This is a genomic window from Neobacillus rhizophilus (genome assembly GCF_018343535.1).
GTDB lineage: Bacteria > Bacillota > Bacilli > Bacillales > Cytobacillaceae > Neobacillus > Neobacillus rhizophilus.
Map to the genome: position 1 here is coordinate 186850 of NZ_JAGYPF010000005.1, position 18909 is coordinate 205758.

At 41.9% G+C, this 18909-nt stretch carries 16 protein-coding genes, 1 tRNA gene and 1 pseudogene; 17 read left to right on the forward strand and 1 reads right to left on the reverse strand.

All coding sequences use genetic code 11. From position 1 onward, the window contains the following. Positions 1-72: 72 nt before the first annotated feature. The 16 genes and pseudogenes from srtD to yihA all read left to right on the forward strand — a co-directional run bounded on the left by srtD (position 73) and on the right by yihA (position 16829). Positions 73-669, forward strand: coding sequence for a class D sortase, LPxTATN-specific (gene srtD, locus KHA99_RS23755; protein WP_504740126.1), 597 nt, complete (start codon positions 73-75; stop codon positions 667-669). Between the two features lie 174 nt (positions 670-843). Continuing rightward, positions 844-1068: a spore germination transcription factor GerE gene (gene gerE / locus KHA99_RS23760; protein WP_019154738.1), complete on the forward strand. Its 225-nt coding sequence runs from the start codon at positions 844-846 to the stop codon at positions 1066-1068. A 145-nt stretch (positions 1069-1213) separates the two neighbouring features. After that, positions 1214-2504: pseudogene (gene hmpA / locus KHA99_RS23765) on the forward strand (NO-inducible flavohemoprotein). Positions 2505-2674: 170 nt separating this feature from the next. Continuing rightward, positions 2675-3124, forward strand: a complete 450-nt coding sequence (locus tag KHA99_RS23770) for a MarR family winged helix-turn-helix transcriptional regulator (RefSeq protein WP_213119974.1) — start codon at positions 2675-2677, stop codon at positions 3122-3124. A gap of 105 nt (positions 3125-3229) precedes the next feature. After that, the gene (racE, locus tag KHA99_RS23775; RefSeq protein ID WP_213119975.1) at positions 3230-4024 is read left to right on the forward strand and encodes a glutamate racemase; all 795 of its coding nucleotides are present in this window, start codon (positions 3230-3232) and stop codon (positions 4022-4024) included. Positions 4025-4168: 144 nt separating this feature from the next. Beyond that, on the forward strand, positions 4169-5221 hold the full coding sequence (locus tag KHA99_RS23780) for a GerMN domain-containing protein (protein ID WP_213119976.1): 1053 nt from the start codon (positions 4169-4171) through the stop codon (positions 5219-5221). 131 nt (positions 5222-5352) lie between these two features. Next, complete coding sequence (gene rph, locus KHA99_RS23785; RefSeq protein ID WP_213119977.1) at positions 5353-6111, forward strand: ribonuclease PH; 759 nt, start codon at positions 5353-5355, stop codon at positions 6109-6111. Positions 6112-6122: 11 nt separating this feature from the next. After that, on the forward strand, positions 6123-6734 hold the full coding sequence (locus tag KHA99_RS23790) for an XTP/dITP diphosphatase (RefSeq protein ID WP_213119978.1): 612 nt from the start codon (positions 6123-6125) through the stop codon (positions 6732-6734). Continuing rightward, on the forward strand, positions 6731-7243 hold the full coding sequence (locus KHA99_RS23795; protein ID WP_213119979.1) for a metallophosphoesterase family protein: 513 nt from the start codon (positions 6731-6733) through the stop codon (positions 7241-7243). Before KHA99_RS23790 ends, KHA99_RS23795 begins: the two co-directional genes overlap by 4 nt. Before the next feature lie 103 nt (positions 7244-7346). Next, a tRNA-Arg gene (locus tag KHA99_RS23800) sits at positions 7347-7423 on the forward strand. Between the two features lie 103 nt (positions 7424-7526). Further along, complete coding sequence (locus tag KHA99_RS23805; protein WP_213119980.1) at positions 7527-8555, forward strand: tetratricopeptide repeat protein; 1029 nt, start codon at positions 7527-7529, stop codon at positions 8553-8555. 165 nt (positions 8556-8720) lie between these two features. Beyond that, entirely contained in the window at positions 8721-10007 is a 1287-nt protein-coding gene (gene tig, locus KHA99_RS23810) for a trigger factor (protein WP_213119981.1), read from the forward strand. 376 nt (positions 10008-10383) lie between these two features. Then, complete coding sequence (gene clpX / locus KHA99_RS23815; RefSeq protein ID WP_213119982.1) at positions 10384-11646, forward strand: ATP-dependent protease ATP-binding subunit ClpX; 1263 nt, start codon at positions 10384-10386, stop codon at positions 11644-11646. 369 nt (positions 11647-12015) lie between these two features. Then, positions 12016-13683, forward strand: coding sequence for an ATP-dependent protease LonB (gene lonB, locus KHA99_RS23820; protein ID WP_213119983.1), 1668 nt, complete (start codon positions 12016-12018; stop codon positions 13681-13683). A gap of 240 nt (positions 13684-13923) precedes the next feature. Beyond that, complete coding sequence (gene lon / locus KHA99_RS23825; RefSeq protein ID WP_213119984.1) at positions 13924-16251, forward strand: endopeptidase La; 2328 nt, start codon at positions 13924-13926, stop codon at positions 16249-16251. Further along, positions 16248-16829, forward strand: coding sequence for a ribosome biogenesis GTP-binding protein YihA/YsxC (gene yihA, locus KHA99_RS23830; RefSeq protein ID WP_213119985.1), 582 nt, complete (start codon positions 16248-16250; stop codon positions 16827-16829). The genes lon and yihA overlap by 4 nt, the downstream gene beginning before the upstream one ends. Before the next feature lie 39 nt (positions 16830-16868). On the opposite strand, the gene KHA99_RS23835 is transcribed toward yihA, so the two are convergent. Next, entirely contained in the window at positions 16869-17357 is a 489-nt protein-coding gene (locus KHA99_RS23835; RefSeq protein WP_213119986.1) for a LiaF transmembrane domain-containing protein, read from the reverse strand. A gap of 214 nt (positions 17358-17571) precedes the next feature. Between KHA99_RS23835 and hemA the strand changes: the two genes are divergently transcribed. Then, on the forward strand, positions 17572-18906 hold the full coding sequence (gene hemA, locus KHA99_RS23840) for a glutamyl-tRNA reductase (protein WP_213119987.1): 1335 nt from the start codon (positions 17572-17574) through the stop codon (positions 18904-18906). The last annotated feature ends 3 nt before the right edge of the window (positions 18907-18909 follow it).

The following is an 18909-nucleotide window of genomic DNA, read 5'->3' on the forward strand; positions in this document are numbered from 1 at the left end:
AATATAGTTGATTCCTGACTTGTTTGTTATACTTGGAATTAAAATGAGGAGCTTTTTCAAAAGGCGGTATTGATGTTGAAATCAAAGATTCCACTTCTAATAATTGTTGCAGGGTTAATAGTGTTGGGTGTCGGGGTATGGCAGATTGCTGATACAAAAATGCAAACAAAAGCCTCACTTCAAGAAGCAAAAAAATTGATTCGGGAACGACCCGAAAAGGCTTCAGCAAATCAAACAGCCACGCGTGATGATTCAGTTCCGCTTCCGGATATGGGAGATACAGTCGGCATTCTTGCTATTCCAAAAATTAATGCAGAACTCGCCATTGTGGAAGGCACCAATCCGGATGATTTAGAAAGAGGAGTAGGCCATTATAAAGGATCTTATTTTCCCGGCGACAAGGGGCAAATTGTTTTATCGGGACATCGCGATACCGTTTTTCGCCACTTAGGTGAACTGAAAGTTGGCGACTCGTTAAATATGCAAGTGCCCTATGGTAACTTCAATTACGAAATAACCCATACGAAAATCGTAAAGTCAGACGATACCAGTATCATCACCTTGCAAAACAAGGAAGAAGAATTAATTCTAACAACATGCTACCCCTTCCGTTACGTCGGAAACGCCCCAAAACGATATATTATATATGCAAAGCTAAAGAGCTCATAAAAGAAGGGCTCTTGTCTTTTTTTTTTAGAAAGTTTTTTGGGAAATTTTTTCATAAAATTCATATCTAACGAGTAAATATAGTCACTCCCCCTGACCAGTTCACATAAGATATGGTGACTAAATATATACCCACCCCCGGTGCATAACTGGCGAAGGCAAGGAGGGTTACAATACTTGAAGGAGAATGAATATACTCACAAGCCATTACTCACCAAACGAGAAAGAGAAGTATTCGAACTGTTAGTACAGGACAAAACAACAAAAGAAATCGCTAGTGAATTATTTATCAGCGAAAAAACAGTTCGGAATCATATTTCGAATGCCATGCAAAAGCTTGGTGTGAAAGGGCGATCACAGGCAGTTGTAGAACTCCTTCGTATGGGAGAGCTAGAACTTTAAACATGACCGGCATCCTTATGGGACGCCGGTTCATACATTTATATGGACAATTTTTTTGTAATGTCATAACAATACTTTCCTTCTTTATCATCTTCAAAGCAGGAGATACTTTAGTTGTAAAGCTAAAGGAGGTAAGAAATACATTATGTCTATTACGAATATTAAAGAAAAAAGGTCTTGGCAAGAGGTCGTAAAGACAGTCAAAACTCTTAATCCGCAAAAGCTTGAAATCATAAAAGCCACACTTCCGATTGTGAAGGATCATGGTGAACAAATAACTAAGCATTTTTATAAGCGTATGTTTAAGCAGCATCCGGAGCTTCTTAATATTTTCAATCAAACGCATCAAATAACAGGCCACCAGCCTAAAGCGCTGGCAGATGCTGTTTACGGGGCAGCGGCAAATATTGAAGATTTCAGCCAAATTATGCCCATTCTCGAGCGAATTGGTGAAAAACATCGAAGCCTGCAAATTAAGCCGGAGCACTATCCGATAGTTGGTGAAAATTTGCTGGGAGCCATCAAAGAAGTATTAGGCGATGCGGCAACACCTGAAATTATAGATGCATGGGCGGACGCATATGGGGTCATTGCAGATGTGTTTATTAGAATGGAAAATAACATGTATAAAACGGCGGAGACTATGCCTGGCGGCTGGGCAGGCTACCGGAATTTTGTTGTGGAAAAAAAGGTGAAAGAAAGCGATGTTATCACGTCGTTTTACTTAAAGCCGCAAGACGGTAAGGAGATTGCAAGCTATATACCCGGGCAATACATTACTGTAAAACTGGAGATTCCCGGTGAACAATACACCCATTTACGCCAATATAGTTTATCCAATCGTCCCGGTCAAAATTATTACCGAATCAGCGTAAAACGGGAAGACCCAAAAGTGGATAACATTCCTGCTGGGATTGTTTCCACCTTTTTGCATGCCCATGTAAAAAGAGGGAGATACGATTCCGATTACTGCACCTGCCGGTGATTTTTATTTAGATTTGGAAACGAGTCTTCCATTAGTATTAATTAGCGGCGGGGTTGGTCTTACTCCGATGATGGCCATGTTAAACACAACCGTAAACGAAAGCCCGAATCGGGAAATTTATTATATCCATGCAGCCATAAACAGCCAACTGCATGCCTTCAGAGCCCATGTAAATGACCTGGCAGCGGGACATAAAAATGTCCACTCCTTCGTTATTTATGAAAAACCATCCGAAGATGATAAAGAAATGAAAAATTATGATAAAGAAGGATTTTTTAGCTTGGATTGGCTGCAGCAAAGTTTACCCACCAAGGATGCCGATTTTTATTTCTGCGGACCGGAGCCTTTCATGAAAGTGGTTAATAAAGCTTTAAAACAATGGGGAGTACCAGAAGAACGGATCCATTACGAATTTTTTGGCTCCTTTGGAAAGCTGGAAGAGATCGAATAATCCAACTGGCAGGATGAATCACAGTTCATCTTGCCAGTTTTTTTGAGAAGCTGACAAAACAGTTCCGGCTTGAAATTTTCCTGAAAAAAGTAGACAATAAGTACAAGCTGCAAAGTATTATTTATTTGGTCATGTCATGAGGAGAAGCCTATTTTAGGAGTGTAGAACAAATGAAACTCGAAAATTCCCAAAAAATGACTGGGGACGTTGTCGCAAATATCGAAAAAGAACTACGGTATATATCAGGCATAATTAAGCAAAAGGGAAGAGAGATGTTAAGTAATTATAAAATTACTCCTCCCCAATTCGTTGCCCTGCAATGGCTCTTTGAAGACGGTGATATGACAATTGGCGAGCTCTCTACTAAAATGTATTTAGCCTGCAGTACTACCACTGATCTGGTCGACCGTATGGAGAGAAATCTTTTGGTAGAGCGGGTGAAAGATACAAACGATCGCCGTGTTGTGAGAATCCATCTTCTCGAAGAAGGAAAGAGAATCATTGATGAAGTGATTAAAAAGAGGCAAGTCTATCTTGAAGAAGTCTTAAAAAACTTCAATAAGGAAGAAATTCAACTCTTGCAAAACAACTTAATAAAACTTCATCAGGAAATGAAGTAAGTCCAGTAGACGGATTGGCGAGCAAGTGGTTCGTTTATGAACTCAGTTGATATCCATACGTTCAATATATTAAGAAGTTGCTAATAGCAAAATGAGGCGAAAAGTTTGAAGCAAGCAATCGGTGTTATAGATTCTGGTGTCGGCGGCCTGACCGTTGCTAAGGAGGTCATGAGGCAGCTGCCAAACGAGAAAATCATCTATCTGGGTGATACCGCGCGCTGTCCCTACGGCCCAAGAACGACGAAAGAAGTAAAAAGATTTACATGGGAATTGACCCATTTTTTATTAGAAAAAAATATAAAAATGCTGGTAATTGCCTGCAATACGGCGACAGCAGCTGCGCTCGATGACATCCGCAGGGAATTATCGATTCCCGTTCTAGGGGTCATCAACCCGGGAGCAAGAGCGGCGATAAAACGGACAAAAAACTATCGTGTCGGAATTATTGGGACAGATGGAACTGTTAAAAGCGGTGCCTACGAAAAGGCATTAAAATCGCTTAACAGTCGTCTTTTTGTCAAAAGTCAATCCTGCCCCAAGTTTGTGCCGCTAGTGGAAAGCGGTGAATACGATGGGACGATTGCTGCGAAAATTGTGGATGAAGCGCTGCAGCCTTTATTGAATCAAAACTTGGATACGCTTATTTTGGGGTGCACCCACTATCCACTGCTCGAACCGTTGATCAAAAAATTCATGGGTGAAAAGGTTAGTGTCATCAGTTCAGGTGATGAAACGGCCAGGGAGATTAGCGCCATTCTCCAATATAAAGGACTCCTTGAATCAGGCGAGCAGGAACCAGAGCATGAATTCTATACGACTGGCTCCACTTGGATTTTTTCAAAAATAGCATCGCAATGGCTCGGCATCCCTATTGAAACCGTGAAAAAAATAAAATTGTAAAATAGAGTCTCTAGTGGGCTCTATTTTTTTTTTTTTTTTTTGAAAAAAATTTAATAAATTTGTCCTATTTTTCTTTTCGAGGCGGTCTAATTTTTTCATAGGCTCGTATACATGATAGTACAAACAGTCTTAGGGGGGAAAAATATGTTCAAAAATAAAGCAAAAATTCTTGGCCTGGCTGTGCTCACTTCCACAGTTGTGCTATCCGGTTGCGGCCTATTTGGCAGTGAAACACAAAAGAAAATTGATCCGCCAAAAACGGTGACGACAACGAGTGAGAAGAACACCAATAAGGAAACAGCGGCCGTAAAGAAGGAAAAAGCAGAGAATGCCATGAAAACGGAGCTATATCTCATTGACAAGAATGGTTATGTTGTCCCGCAAACATTAAATCTTCCAAAAACAAAATCAGTCGCTAAACAGGCGCTGGATTACTTAGTGGTGAACGGACCTGTAACGGACATGCTGCCGAATGATTTTAGAGCCGTTCTGCCTGAGGATACAAAACCATCGGTTAATATTAAAGATGGGGTTGCAGTCGTTGATTTTTCAAAGGAATTCAAAAACTATCAGCCTGAGGATGAATTGAAAATTCTTCAGTCAGTCACCTGGACCCTGACGCAGTTTGCTGGTGTCAATTCTGTTAAGCTGAAAATGAACGGCCATGAATTAACGGAAATGCCTGTGAAAGGAACGCCAATCAGCGAAAAGCTTTCCAGGGCAACAGGCATCAACTTAGATACAAAGGATGTAGTGGATATCACGAATACGAAACCAATTACCGTATACTTTATTGGCGGTGAAGAAGGCTCCTACTATTATGTGCCAGTTACCCGAAGGGTGAAAGCAAGTGAGAAGGATCCAATCACAGCGGCAGTCAATGAATTAATCAAGGGCCCAAGTGAAAAATCGAACCTTGTATCCCAATTTATGTCTGACGTTAAACTAAATGAAGCACCGAAATATCAGGACGGAACTGTAACCTTAAACTTTAACAAAAATATTTACGGCAGCTTTGAAGAGAAAGTGATTTCGCAGAACCTTTTGGATACTCTTGTGCTATCCTTGACTGAACAGAAGGGCGTGGAAAAGGTAGCTGTTTTAGTTGACGGTAAAGCGGAATTGAAGAATGACAAGGGTAAGAAGCTTTCTGCACCGGTTACCCGCCCAGAAAAAGTCAATACAGGTAGTTTTTAAAAAATAATATTTGTTATACTATATAATGACAATCAAAGAGGTTGGCTGACTGCCGCCTCTTTCTATTTTGTATTTAGCGTTTTGTAAGGGGGAGAGCCCCTTACGACAACCATGGAGGAGGAGTTTGGGATATGGCGCGTGCAGACGGAAGAGAGCCATTGCAATTAAGGCCCGTACATATTGAAACAAATTATTTAATGCATCCGGAAGGCTCGGTCCTTATTTCAGTAGGAAATACAAAGGTGATTTGTACCGCTAGCATTGAGGATAAGGTCCCACCGTTTATGAGAGGGCAAGGCAAGGGCTGGATTACCGCGGAATATGCGATGCTTCCCCGGGCAACGGAAACAAGGAATATCCGGGAGTCCTCGAAAGGCAAGGTTACCGGCCGGACGATGGAAATCCAGCGTTTAATCGGCCGTGCTTTGAGAGCGGTAGTTGATCTTGAAGCGCTGGGAGAGCGAACTGTTTGGATTGACTGTGATGTCATTCAGGCTGACGGCGGAACAAGAACTGCTTCGATAACGGGGGCTTTTGTGGCTATGTCTCTCGCCTTACAATCGCTTTCCGGGAAAAAATCATTATCGAAGTTTCCGATTACTGATTATTTAGCAGCAACGAGTGTCGGAATTTTAGAGGGCGGTCAAGTAGTGTTAGATTTGAATTACATAGAGGATTCCAAGGCACAGGTCGATATGAATGTTGTCATGACAGGCAGCGGCGAATTTGTTGAGCTGCAGGGAACGGGTGAGGAAGCAACGTTTTCCTACAATGATCTCCAAGGGTTGCTTGGTGCTGCTCAAGAGGGGCTCATGGAGCTGTTTGAACAGCAAAAGGCGGCCCTTGGCGAGGAAGTCATGCAAAAAATTGAAAATCGCAGAAAGAAATAGAGGAGATTCACATGAATGAAGTTATCATTGCCACGAAAAATCCTGGAAAAGCCAGGGAGTTTGAGCATATCTTTGCAAGCAGAGGAATTACAGTGCGGACGTTGCTGGACTTTCCGGAACTTCCGGAGGTAGAAGAAACCGGTACAACCTTTGAGGAAAATGCCACATTAAAGGCGGAAACCATTTCGAAGGCACTTGGGAAAATGGTAATTGGCGATGATTCCGGACTAATCGTTGACGCGCTTGAAGGCCGTCCGGGCATCTATTCCGCCCGCTATGCTGGGGAACCGAAAAATGACTTGAATAACACGAATAAGGTACTGAGAGAGCTAGAGGGTGTTCCTGAGGAGCAGAGAACAGCACGCTTCTATTGTGCTTTAGCAGTTGCCATCCCTGGTCAGGAGACGTTTACAGTGTCAGGTACCTGTGAAGGCCGGATATTGGAAGATCCAAGAGGTACCAACGGTTTCGGCTATGACCCGGTCTTTTTTGTACCGGAAAAGGGAGTGGCTATGGCAGAGCTATCTGCTGATGAAAAAAATAAAATCAGCCATCGGGCGAATGCGTTAAGAAAACTGGATTCGGTGCTAGATTCGAAGCTGGAAAGCGCTGAAGGCAAATGAGCAAGGTATTGGTCGTCAGCGACAGCCACGGTATGACGAAAGAGCTTGAGGTAATTAGGGAAAGGCACTTGGACGATGTCGATTTAATGATCCATTGTGGTGATTCTCAGTTAGACCCGGATCACAAGTCCTTAACGGGGTATTTTACGGTTGGCGGAAATTGTGATTTTGGCGGATTCCCGCTGGAGCTGGTAACGGATGTCTCTGGAAAAAAGATTTTCATTACCCATGGCCATCGATATTCGGTTAAAACTTCGTTGATGAAATTAACATACAAAGCTCAAGAATCTGGAGCTGATATTGTCTGTTTTGGGCATTCGCATATCTTGGGGGCAGAGGTGATCGACGGTACCTTGTACCTGAACCCAGGCAGCATCCGCCTCCCGCGCCATCGTGTTGAAAAAACATACGTGATCCTTGACTTGCAAGAGAATGTCGTTAGGATGACTGTGTATGAACTAAACGGCATAGAAATATCTGGATTGGCTCGCGAATTCAAGTTTAATTAATATTGGGGGGGATCCCCCAATATTTCTTAGAAAAAAATTTATAATCTATTGACAATAAAATAATACGGTAATATAATAAAACTTGTCTTTGATAACTGACTATGTCCCAGTAGCTCAGCTGGATAGAGCACACGCCTTCTAAGCGTGCGGTCGGGAGTTCGAATCTCTCCTGGGACGCCACTACTACATACCAAAATATATACTCACCTCATAAGGTGAGTTTTTTTTGTGCTTTAATTATGTTACACTATTTTCCATTGATAACCTACAAGGATGGATTCTTATGAAAAAGCGGGAAAAAGTGAGAAAAATAGATAACGTGATTTTTTTTCCCGGAATGGAAAAAAGATTAACGGACAAAGGCTTAGAAAGCCTGCACAATAAAAAATATGCTGATGCCATCGAGCTTCTCGAAGAAGCGAAAGAACTGGATCAGGATAACGATGATGTTTTAATCGGCCTGGTCCTTGCCTATTTTGAGGCTGGGAATTTTCAAAAGGCAAAAGTCCTTGCAAAGGAAATGCTCCATAAAGGAATTGGCGACTATTTTCAATTGGTGGATTTATTCGTAACAGTGCTTATTCAACTTCATGAATATCAGGAAATTGTCTCAACTATTGAGGCGCTCTTGGAGGAAAAAGAGATTCCGCCGGAAAGACTGGAACATTTCTTAACACTTCTCCAATTCAGCCGGAAAATGGCAGAGAACAAAAGCCTTGATCTTAGGAGTGAAGAGCCTGAGGAGGATATCGATCCGGCTTCATTAAATCTATTATCCTTAACCAGCCTGAACGAGCAAATGCTGTCCATCTCAAGACTCTCAGATAAAAACATCAGGCCTTATGTCCCCGAAATAGAAGACTACTTAAAAGCGGAAATAGGCCATCCCTTTTTAAAAACAATCCTATTAACTCTTTTAAAAGAGCAGGAAGTCGACAAAGACATAAAAATGGTTAAATTTTCGGAAGAAATAACCATAAATCCGACAGGAATACCAGATGTAAGACATCAGCCGAAAATGACCTCTATTAAAGAATTGCTTGAGAATCGGCTTGAAAGCAGCAATCCTGTTCTCTTTGCCAGCATCAGTGAAATGGTAGAGCGCATTTTCTTTATCAGCTACCCATTCGAATTGGAGCCAGAGAACCCGGCTGCCTGGGCTGCTGGCTTTCAATATTTGGCGCAGGAATATATGGGGATAAACTCGGAAATAAATGAATTATCTAAAGACTATGACGTATCGCCGGTTGAAATCACCCTTACTATACAAGTAATAGAAGAAATTGAGAAAATTTCTTATCCTAATCTATAGCCTTCGCTGTTGAAAGAAACAAATCCTGTGTTATAATGTAAGGGTTGCATTGTGTAAAAAACTATTTTACAGCAAAAAAAGTGGAAAATGGCTTCGTGGACAAGACATATTCCGAATTTAAATTCGTTACGAATGAAATGAGTAATAGATGTTGGAGGGAAAAGAATGACTGCAAAATGGGAAAAGTTAGAAGGAAACCGCGGTGTCCTTACAATTGAAGTAAGTGCAGATAAAGTAAACGAAGGTTTAGACGCGGCTTTCAAAAAAGTAGTAAAACAAATTAATGTTCCAGGCTTCCGTAAAGGTAAAATGCCTCGTGGAATGTTTGAAAAGCGCTTTGGTGTAGAAGCTCTATACCAAGATGCATTAGATTTTATTTTTCCAGATGCATACATGACTGCAATCGATGAAACTGGAATCGAGCCAATTGCTCAGCCTGAAAATGTTGATTTTGATCTTGAGGAAATGGGCAAAGACAAAGACTTTACTTTCAAGGCAACTGTTCAAGTAAAACCTGAAGTAACTTTAGGCGAATACAAAGGCCTAGAAATTGAAGAACTTGACACAACTGTAACTGACGAAGATGTTCAAAAAGAACTAGAAGCTCTTCAAAACCGTCATGCTGAGCTTGTTGTGAAAGAAGAAGGAACTGCTGTACTTGGCGACACAGTTGTGATAGACTTTGAAGGCTTTGTTGATGGCGAAGCATTCGAAGGCGGCAAAGGTGAAAACTACTCTCTTGATCTAGGTTCAGGTTCTTTCATTCCTGGCTTTGAAGAACAACTTGTTGGCGTTGCTGCCGGCGAATCTAAAGAAGTAGAAGTAACTTTCCCTGAAGAATACCATGCAGCAGAGCTTGCAGGTAAACCAGCTGTGTTCAAAACAACTGTTCACGAAATCAAAGGTAAAGAACTTCCTGCTTTAGATGACGAGTTTGCTAAAGACGTAGATGATGAAGTTGAAACTTTAGATGCATTAAAAGAAAAAATCAAAACTCGTTTAGAAGATAGCAAAAAGCATGAAGCAGAACACCACCTACAAGATACTGTAGTGGAAAAAGCTGCTGAAAATACTCAAGTTGAACTTCCTGAAGTGATGATTGACAACGAAGTAAATCGTCTTCTTCAAGATTTTGAACAACGTCTGCAAATGCAAGGCATGAACCTTCAGCTTTACTATCAATTCTCTGGCCAAGACGAAGAAGCTCTTCGCGAACAAATGAAGGCTGATGCTGAGAAAAATGTTCGTGTAAGATTAACTTTAGAAGCTATTGCTAAGGCTGAAAACCTTGAAGTGTCTGAGGAAGATGTAACTGCTGAGCTTGAAAAAATGGCAGGAATGTACAACATGTCTGTTGACAACATCAAAAAAGCTCTTGGTGGAACAGAAGGCATTAAAGATGAACTTAAATACAAAAAAGCAATCGACTTTCTTGTTGAAAACAAGAAGTAATACGTAAATAGTTCCAAGGCACGATTTTTATCGTGCCTTGTTTTATACATTTTTTCAATTACATATTATAATAAGGACAGGGTAACCTTTTTTATAAACGGGTGGCAGGAATAAAATTTTTGCCGGCGAATTAATTAAATCCAAGATTGATTTTTAAAAATTATGGTTAAGCTGTTTGAGGTACATATTTCATTTTTTAAGCGAAGTCCAGACAAATAAAAAACATATTTTGAGAAAAGCTTTTTAGTTCCAGTCCGCCCGCTAAATGTGTTACAATGCAAAATACATACCTAATGAATTGTAGAAAAACTCGGATTTGTTTGGAATTTTCGCGAGCTTTAAATAAAGAAATAAGTCGTCTTAAGGGGTGAAAGGGTTGTTTAAATTTAATGATGAAAAAGGACAACTGAAGTGTTCATTCTGTGGAAAAACACAGGATCAAGTCCGCAAGCTTGTTGCCGGACCTGGAGTCTATATATGTGACGAATGTATTGAACTCTGCACAGAGATTGTCGAAGAAGAGCTAGGAACAGAGGAAGAAGTAGAATTTAAAGATGTTCCGAAGCCAAAGGAAATTTGTGAAATCCTTGATGAATATGTGATCGGTCAGGATAAAGCAAAGAAATCATTATCGGTTGCTGTTTACAACCATTACAAGCGTATCAATTCAAACAGCAAAATCGATGACGTCGAGCTTTCAAAAAGTAACATTTGTATGATTGGACCGACTGGTAGCGGAAAAACATTATTGGCGCAGACATTGGCACGGATTTTGAATGTGCCGTTTGCGATTGCAGATGCCACATCGCTGACAGAAGCCGGCTACGTTGGCGAAGATGTTGAAAACATCTTATTAAAATTAATCCAAGCTGCTGATTACGATGTGGAGAAGGCAGAAAAAGGGATTATTTATATTGATGAAATTGATAAAATTGCCCGCAAATCCGAGAATCCTTCGATTACCCGTGATGTTTCCGGTGAAGGCGTTCAACAGGCATTATTAAAAATTCTTGAAGGCACAGTTGCCAGCGTTCCTCCTCAAGGTGGAAGAAAGCATCCGCATCAGGAATTTATCCAAATTGATACAACAAACATTTTATTTATCTGCGGCGGAGCCTTTGACGGCATCGAGCCAATCATCAAGCGCCGGTTAGGACAAAAGGTTATCGGCTTTGGTGCTGATCCGAAACAACAGCAGGAAATCAGTTCAAAAGAATTGCTTTCCAAGGTTCTTCCTGAAGACCTTTTACGCTTCGGCTTGATTCCTGAATTCATCGGCCGTCTGCCAGTTATTGCAAGCCTTGAGCAGCTTGACGAAGCAGCGTTAATTGAAATTTTAACGAAGCCAAAGAATGCACTTGTAAAGCAATATCAAAAAATGCTTGAAATCGATGCTGTCGAGCTTGAGTTTGAAGAAGGCGCGCTAGAAGAAATCGCGAAAAAGGCGATTGAGCGTAAAACAGGTGCCCGCGGCTTACGTTCCATCATTGAAGGCATCATGCTTGATGTCATGTTCGACCTTCCATCCCGTGATGATATTACGAAATGTATCATCACAAAGGATACAGTCGTGGACAACAGCGTTCCAAAGCTGATCCTTGAAGATGGTACGGTTGTTAAAGAAGAGAAATCTGCATAATAGGTGTGAACCCGGACTAATTTGTTCGGGTTCTTTTTATTGGACGACGTTTTTCGGTTTACTCTCAGATAAGAGCCGAATACTCTCGGATAACGAGGAAATACTCTTGGATAAGTTCAAAATACTCTCGGATAAGCGCATATTACTCTCGAATCATGGATTTACTCTCGGACACGGTCAAAATCCTCTCGGATAAGAACTGAATACTCTCGCATACCCCCGATCTACTCTCGCGTAACTGAATTTTACTCACATCTTCATTTTTCCCACCCCCCCTTCAGTTTTTTCAATTCATGGTTTATTCCGCCAGTCAGCAGGAAATACTTATTAATATCTACAGGAGTTAATTAGATACTGGAGGGAAACGAAATGAGTTGGACGGGGATAGCCTTATTTATACAATTGTTTTTTGGAATAATCATTGGTCTTTATTTTTGGAATTTGCTCAAGAATCAGCGCACGCAAAAGGTGTCAATTGACCGGGAATCCCGGAAGGAAATGGAACAGCTTCGCAAAATGAGATCCATTTCATTAACCGAACCGCTTTCTGAAAAAGTACGTCCGACAAGCTTTCAGGATATTGTCGGCCAGGAGGATGGCATTAAATCTTTAAAAGCGGCCCTTTGTGGTCCGAATCCGCAGCATGTGATCATCTACGGACCGCCCGGTGTCGGTAAAACGGCGGCAGCAAGGCTCGTTCTCGAAGAAGCCAAAAAGAATGCAAAGTCACCATTTAAAAAAGATTCAGTTTTTATAGAATTAGATGCCACAACGGCCCGCTTTGATGAAAGAGGAATTGCTGACCCGCTAATTGGATCGGTTCATGACCCAATTTATCAGGGAGCAGGAGCAATGGGTCAAGCGGGGATTCCGCAGCCAAAACAAGGGGCAGTTACAAATGCTCATGGCGGTGTCCTATTTATTGATGAAATTGGCGAACTGCACCCGATTCAGATGAATAAGCTGCTCAAGGTACTGGAGGATCGCAAGGTATATTTAGAAAGCGCCTATTATCACGAGGAAAATACACAAATACCTACCCATATTCATGATATTTTTAAAAATGGACTTCCCGCCGATTTCCGCTTAATCGGGGCGACAACGCGGACACCAAGCGAAATTCCGCCTGCCATCCGGTCGCGCTGCATGGAAGTGTTCTTTCGCGATTTAAACCAAGAGGAAATTGTGAAAGTAGCACGAAAGGCTGCGGAAAAAGTCAATATGGAAATTAATGATACCGGAGTCCATACTCTTTCTACATACGCAAGAAATGGCCGGGAAACCGTTAACATGATTCAGATTGCGGCGGGGCTGGCCATAACTGAAGATCGGCAATATATTAAGGACGAAGATATTGAATGGGTGATTCATTCCAGTCAAATGACACCGCGAATGGAACGGATGATTAATGATGCTGCGCAGGTCGGGCTTGTTAATGGCTTGGCTGTTTATGGACCGAATTCCGGCGCTCTTCTCGAAATTGAAGTGACTGTTATTCCTGCAAAGGAGAAAGGTTCCATCAACATTACCGGAATTGTCGAGGAAGAAAGTATCGGTGGACAAGGGAAATCGATTCGCCGCAAAAGCATGGCGCGCGGCTCGATTGAAAATGTGATCACTGTTCTCCGGTCCATGGGTGTTCCGGCGAATGATTATGATATTCATGTTAATTTCCCTGGGGGTGTGCCGATTGATGGACCGTCCGCAGGTATCGCAATGGCGACTGGGATTTACTCCGCTATTTATAATATTCCAATTGACAACACGGTTGCGATGACAGGTGAAATCAGCATCCATGGAAACGTTAAGCCAATTGGCGGGGTCTATCCAAAGATAAAAGCAGCCAAAAAAGCAGGAGCGAAAACAGTCATTATTCCACAGGAAAATACCCAGACGATTTTAAATGAAATCGGCGGAATCCGAATTGTGCCAGTTACCCATCTTCATGAAGTATTTGAGATTGCGTTTGTGAACGAATTTAAGAAAAATCAAGCCGTTCCGGCTTCCATTGAATTAACGAAAAAAGAATCTATCTAGATTTCCCACTTCGGTTTGTCCTTAAAAGCAAACCGAAGTTTTTATTTGCGAATTCTACAAATTACTTTTTCATAACTAATATTGAAGTAATTTTTTAAGTTAGGGAGAAACTAACGTATATTGAAAAAAGCGCTGTCTATAAAAATAGACACGTTAATTCAAATAAGATAGAATTGTACAAAGACTTATTCTGCATAAGCAGTATAAATTCATGTTTTTTGCATGTGGAGGTGCTGTATTTTGGCGAAAAAGAAAGAATTGATCGTCCCCCTCCTGCCGCTTCGGGGATTGCTCGTATATCCAACCATGGTTCTTCATTTAGATGTAGGCCGTGAAAAATCGGTTGAGGCACTCGAAAAAGCGATGGTTGATGACCATATCATTTTTTTAACCACCCAAAAGGATGTTTCCATTGATGAGCCTGCCGAGGAGGATCTTTACCGTTTTGGAACGTTAACAAAAGTGAAGCAAATGTTGAAGCTTCCAAATGGTACGATTCGCGTTTTGGTGGAAGGGTTAAGCAGGGCAGAAATCGTAACATTTCACGATGAGGACGATTATTATGCTGTCAGCGTTGTCACCTATGAAGACTCTGACGCTAAAGATGTAGAAGACCAGGCTCTAATGAGGACCATGCTGGAATATTTTGAACAATACATAAAATTATCCAAAAAAATCTCGGCGGAGACATTTGCTTCCGTTGCCGATATTGAAGAACCCGGAAGAATGGCGGACATTATCGCCTCCCATTTGCCGATCAAGCTGAAGGAGAAACAAGAAATCCTTGAGACAATCGAGATAAAGCTAAGAATGAACCGGGTGATTGACCGAATTTTTAACGAAAAAGAAGTCCTTAATCTTGAAAAGAAAATCGGCCAGCGGGTTAAGCGCTCGATGGAAAGAACGCAAAAGGAATACTATTTGCGCGAACAGATGAAGGCGATCCAGAAAGAATTAGGGGATAAGGAAGGCAAGACTGGCGAAATTGCCGACCTCACCAAAAAAATCGAAGAAGCGGGAATGCCGGAGCACGTTTATAATGCGGCCATGAAGGAACTTGACCGTTATGAAAAAGTGCCAACAAGCTCCGCGGAAAGTGCGGTCATTCGCAATTATATTGAGTGGCTGATTTCCCTGCCTTGGTCGAAAAAGACGGAAGACGATATTGACATTCATCGGGCAGAAAAAATTCTCAACCAGGATCATTACGGTCTCGAAAAGGTTAAGGAGCGTGTCCTTGAATATTTAGCTGTCCAAAAGCTGACGAATTCCTTAAAAGGGCCGATTCTCTGCCTTGCCGGACCTCCGGGGGTGGGAAAAACAAGCCTTGCCCGTTCGATAGCGACCTCGCTTAACCGGAATTTTGTCCGTGTCTCGCTTGGAGGCGTCCGTGATGAATCCGAGATTCGCGGCCATCGCAGAACGTACGTCGGCGCGATGCCAGGACGAATTATTCAAGGCATGAAAAAAGCGGGAACAATTAACCCTGTCTTTTTGCTTGATGAAATCGATAAAATGTCGAGTGATTTCCGCGGCGATCCATCTGCCGCACTTCTAGAGGTGTTGGATCCGGAGCAAAACCATAATTTTAGCGATCACTATATAGAAGAAACCTACGATTTATCGAAGGTCATGTTTATAGCCACCGCCAATAACCTTAGCACCATCCCAGGACCGCTGTTAGACCGGATGGAGATCATTACAATTGCGGGCTATACGGAATTGGAAAAGGTTCATATTACAAGGGACCATTTGCTTCCTAAGCAGATTAAGGAAAATGGACTTTCCAAGAGTACCCTGCAGGTTCGTGACGATGCGATTTTAAAGGTCGTTCGTTACTACACTCGTGAAGCTGGGGTTAGAAGCATGGAACGCCAGATGGCCACTATCTGCCGGAAAACAGCAAAAATTATTGTTTCAGGAGAAAAGAAACGGGTTGTCATTACGGATAAAAATGTTGAAGAATTTTTAGGAAAACCAAGGTTCCGTTATGGCCAGGCTGAAGCAGAGGACCAGGTAGGAGTAGCGACCGGACTCGCTTACACAACTGTTGGCGGGGACACCCTGCAAATAGAAGTTTCGCTTGCTCCGGGTAAAGGCAAGCTTGTCCTAACTGGTAAGCTTGGAGATGTCATGAAGGAATCAGCACAGGCTGCATTCAGTTATGTACGCTCTAAAGCAAAGGAACTTGGCATTGAAGAAGACTTTCACGAGAAACACGATATTCATATTCACGTACCGGAAGGAGCCGTTCCAAAAGACGGACCATCTGCAGGAATTACCATCGCTACGGCTTTGGTATCGGCGCTGACCGGCAGACCAATCCGACGAGAAGTGGGGATGACAGGTGAAATCACCCTCCGCGGCAGAGTCCTCCCGATTGGCGGACTTAAAGAGAAAACGTTAAGTGCTCACCGCGCTGGTCTGACAAAAGTTATTTTACCGAAGGATAATGAGAAGGATATTGATGATATTCCGGAAAGCGTCCGCGGCGAATTGGAATTTGTCCCGGTTTCCCATGTCGATGAAGTATTGAAGCATGCCCTTCTTGAAGGTGGAGCACGATGAAGGTAACAAGTTCAGATATCGTCATTAGTGCGGTAAAGCCTGAGCAGTACCCGGACACGGATTTGCCCGAGTTTGCTCTGGCCGGCCGCTCGAATGTTGGAAAGTCTTCTTTTATTAATAAAATGCTAAATCGTAAAGGGCTGGCAAGAATCTCTTCCAAGCCCGGAAAAACACAGACACTTAACTTTTTTCTAATAAACGAAATCCTCCATTTTGTGGATGTTCCTGGCTACGGCTATGCAAAGGTTTCAAAAACGGAACGGGCCGCATGGGGGAAAATGATTGAAACCTATTTTACAATGCGAGAGCAATTAAGGGCCGTTGTCCTGATTGTCGACCTAAGACATCCGCCGACCGAAGATGATGTGATGATGTATGATTTTTTAAAGCATTATGAAATCCCGTGCATTGTCATTGCCACAAAAGCGGATAAAATTCCGAAAGGAAAATGGCAGAAGCATGCCAAGGTTACCCGCGAAACATTAGATCTTGACGAAAACGACCAAATTGTCATTTTCTCTTCTGAAACAGGTGAGGGGAAAGATAAAGCTTGGTCCATACTTGAGAGTTATATGTAGAAAAATAAAACGCCCTGCGGTTCATATCACCGCGGGGCGTTATTTTTTCTTTTTGAAAAGGAAGTATATACCAATGAGAATTAGAAGGACAGGCCAAAATTTCCAAACTAGACTCATCCCGTTCTGCAATAATCCGAAATACCCGGCAATCTTATCATAAAAAAGCAGCAATACAGCAACAATAAGAAAAAGGAAGGCTTGAAATAACCCTGATCCTGTTTTTTGAAAACGCAAGAAGAAGCCAATTGAAATGATCAGGATTAACATACCAATCGTGTTTTGGGGCCAAAAGGAAACGTGACCGACGAGATGAAAATGAAGGCCGAACCCAGTCATAATGACTCCCGGAAGAACCGCTTCGGAATCATTGCCGGAATAGCTTTGGCCTAAAAAGGCAATCCCGACAATGATCATTAGCGTAGGCCAGGTAAAAAATGCAGGAAACAAAGTCATTCCTATTTGCTGTAATAAAAAGTAAGCACCAAAACCGATTAATATGATTCCAGGAAAAATTCTTTGACTTTTCATTGAAAAACACCACTTCCAGTAAGGTTCACTTGAAACTAGTCTGTTTTTTTGATACTGTACATAAGGAAGTATTCCTATTTAACCAACTTATTTATTTTTCTATATTAACATATAGTGTCGTTTTATGTTCACATTTTTCGTGTTCTGACGGAAAATGTTCATGATATAATCAGTCTAGTTATTACTGTAAACATATTGGGGGTGTCCAAAACAAATGCATATTCTAGCGATCGGTCTAAATTATAAAACTGCCCCTGTTGAAATCCGCGAGCGGTTAACTTTTAATGAAACTGATGTTATGGATGCCGTCAAAAAATTAAGCACAAAGAAAAGCATCCTGGAAAATGTTATTTTATCAACATGCAATCGGACAGAAATCTACGCGGTCGTTGATCAATTGCATACAGGCCGTTACTATATTAAAGAGTTTCTTGCTGAATGGTTCGGAATGGAACAGGCGGAGTTCTCTCCGTTTCTTTTCGTTTATGAAGAGGATGGTGCGGTCGAGCATTTATTTAATGTAACCTGTGGATTGAATTCCATGGTTTTAGGGGAAACACAAATCCTTGGACAGGTTCGCACAAGCTTTATGAGTGCCCAAGAGCATGGGGCAACAGGTTCGGTCTTTAACCATTTGTTTAAGCAGGCCATTACCTTGGCAAAGCGTGCGCATTCTGAGACAGAAATCGGTGCTAACGCTGTATCTGTCAGCTATGCGGCGGTTGAACTGGCCAAGAAAATTTTTGGCTCTCTAGCCAATAAGCATGTGTTGATTTTTGGTGCCGGAAAAATGGGCGAATTGGCTGTTCAAAACCTGCACGGCAATGGTGTAAGAAAGGTTACGGTTATTAACCGGACCTATGAAAAAGCGAAGGATCTTGCCGGACGTTTCGACGGTGAAGCAAGAACCATCGATGAATTGCAGAAATTGCTTGTCGAGGCCGACATCCTAATCAGCTCAACAGGTGCGAAGGATTTTGTCATTACAAAAGAGATGATGGCAGCGGTTGAGAAAAAGCGGAAAGGCAAGCCACTGTTTATGGTCGATATTGCCGTGCCGCGCGACTTGGATCCGCAAATCGCAGAACTTGAAAACGTCTTTTTATATGATATTGACGATCTAGAGGGAATTGTTGAGGCCAATCTTCAAGAGCGGAAGAAAGCAGCTGAAAAAATCATGTTGATGATTGAAAAGGAAGCGGTCGATTTCAAACAATGGCTTGGCATGCTTGGTGTCATTCCGGTTATTTCAGCACTTCGGGAAAAAGCACTCGCCATTCAAGCGGAAACAATGGAAAGTATTGAACGAAAGCTTCCAAATTTAACAGACCGCGATAAAAAGGTCTTAAATAAACATACAAAGAGCATCATTAACCAGCTTTTAAAAGATCCAATTTTACAGGCGAAGGAATTGGCGGCAAGACCGGATGCCGAACAGGTAATGGACTTATTCATGAAAATCTTTAATATCGAAGAGCTGGCAAAGGAACACCATTCAAATACAGCCGAAACGAATAAATTAACGGTTGCAGAAGCACGGGCTTTTTAAATG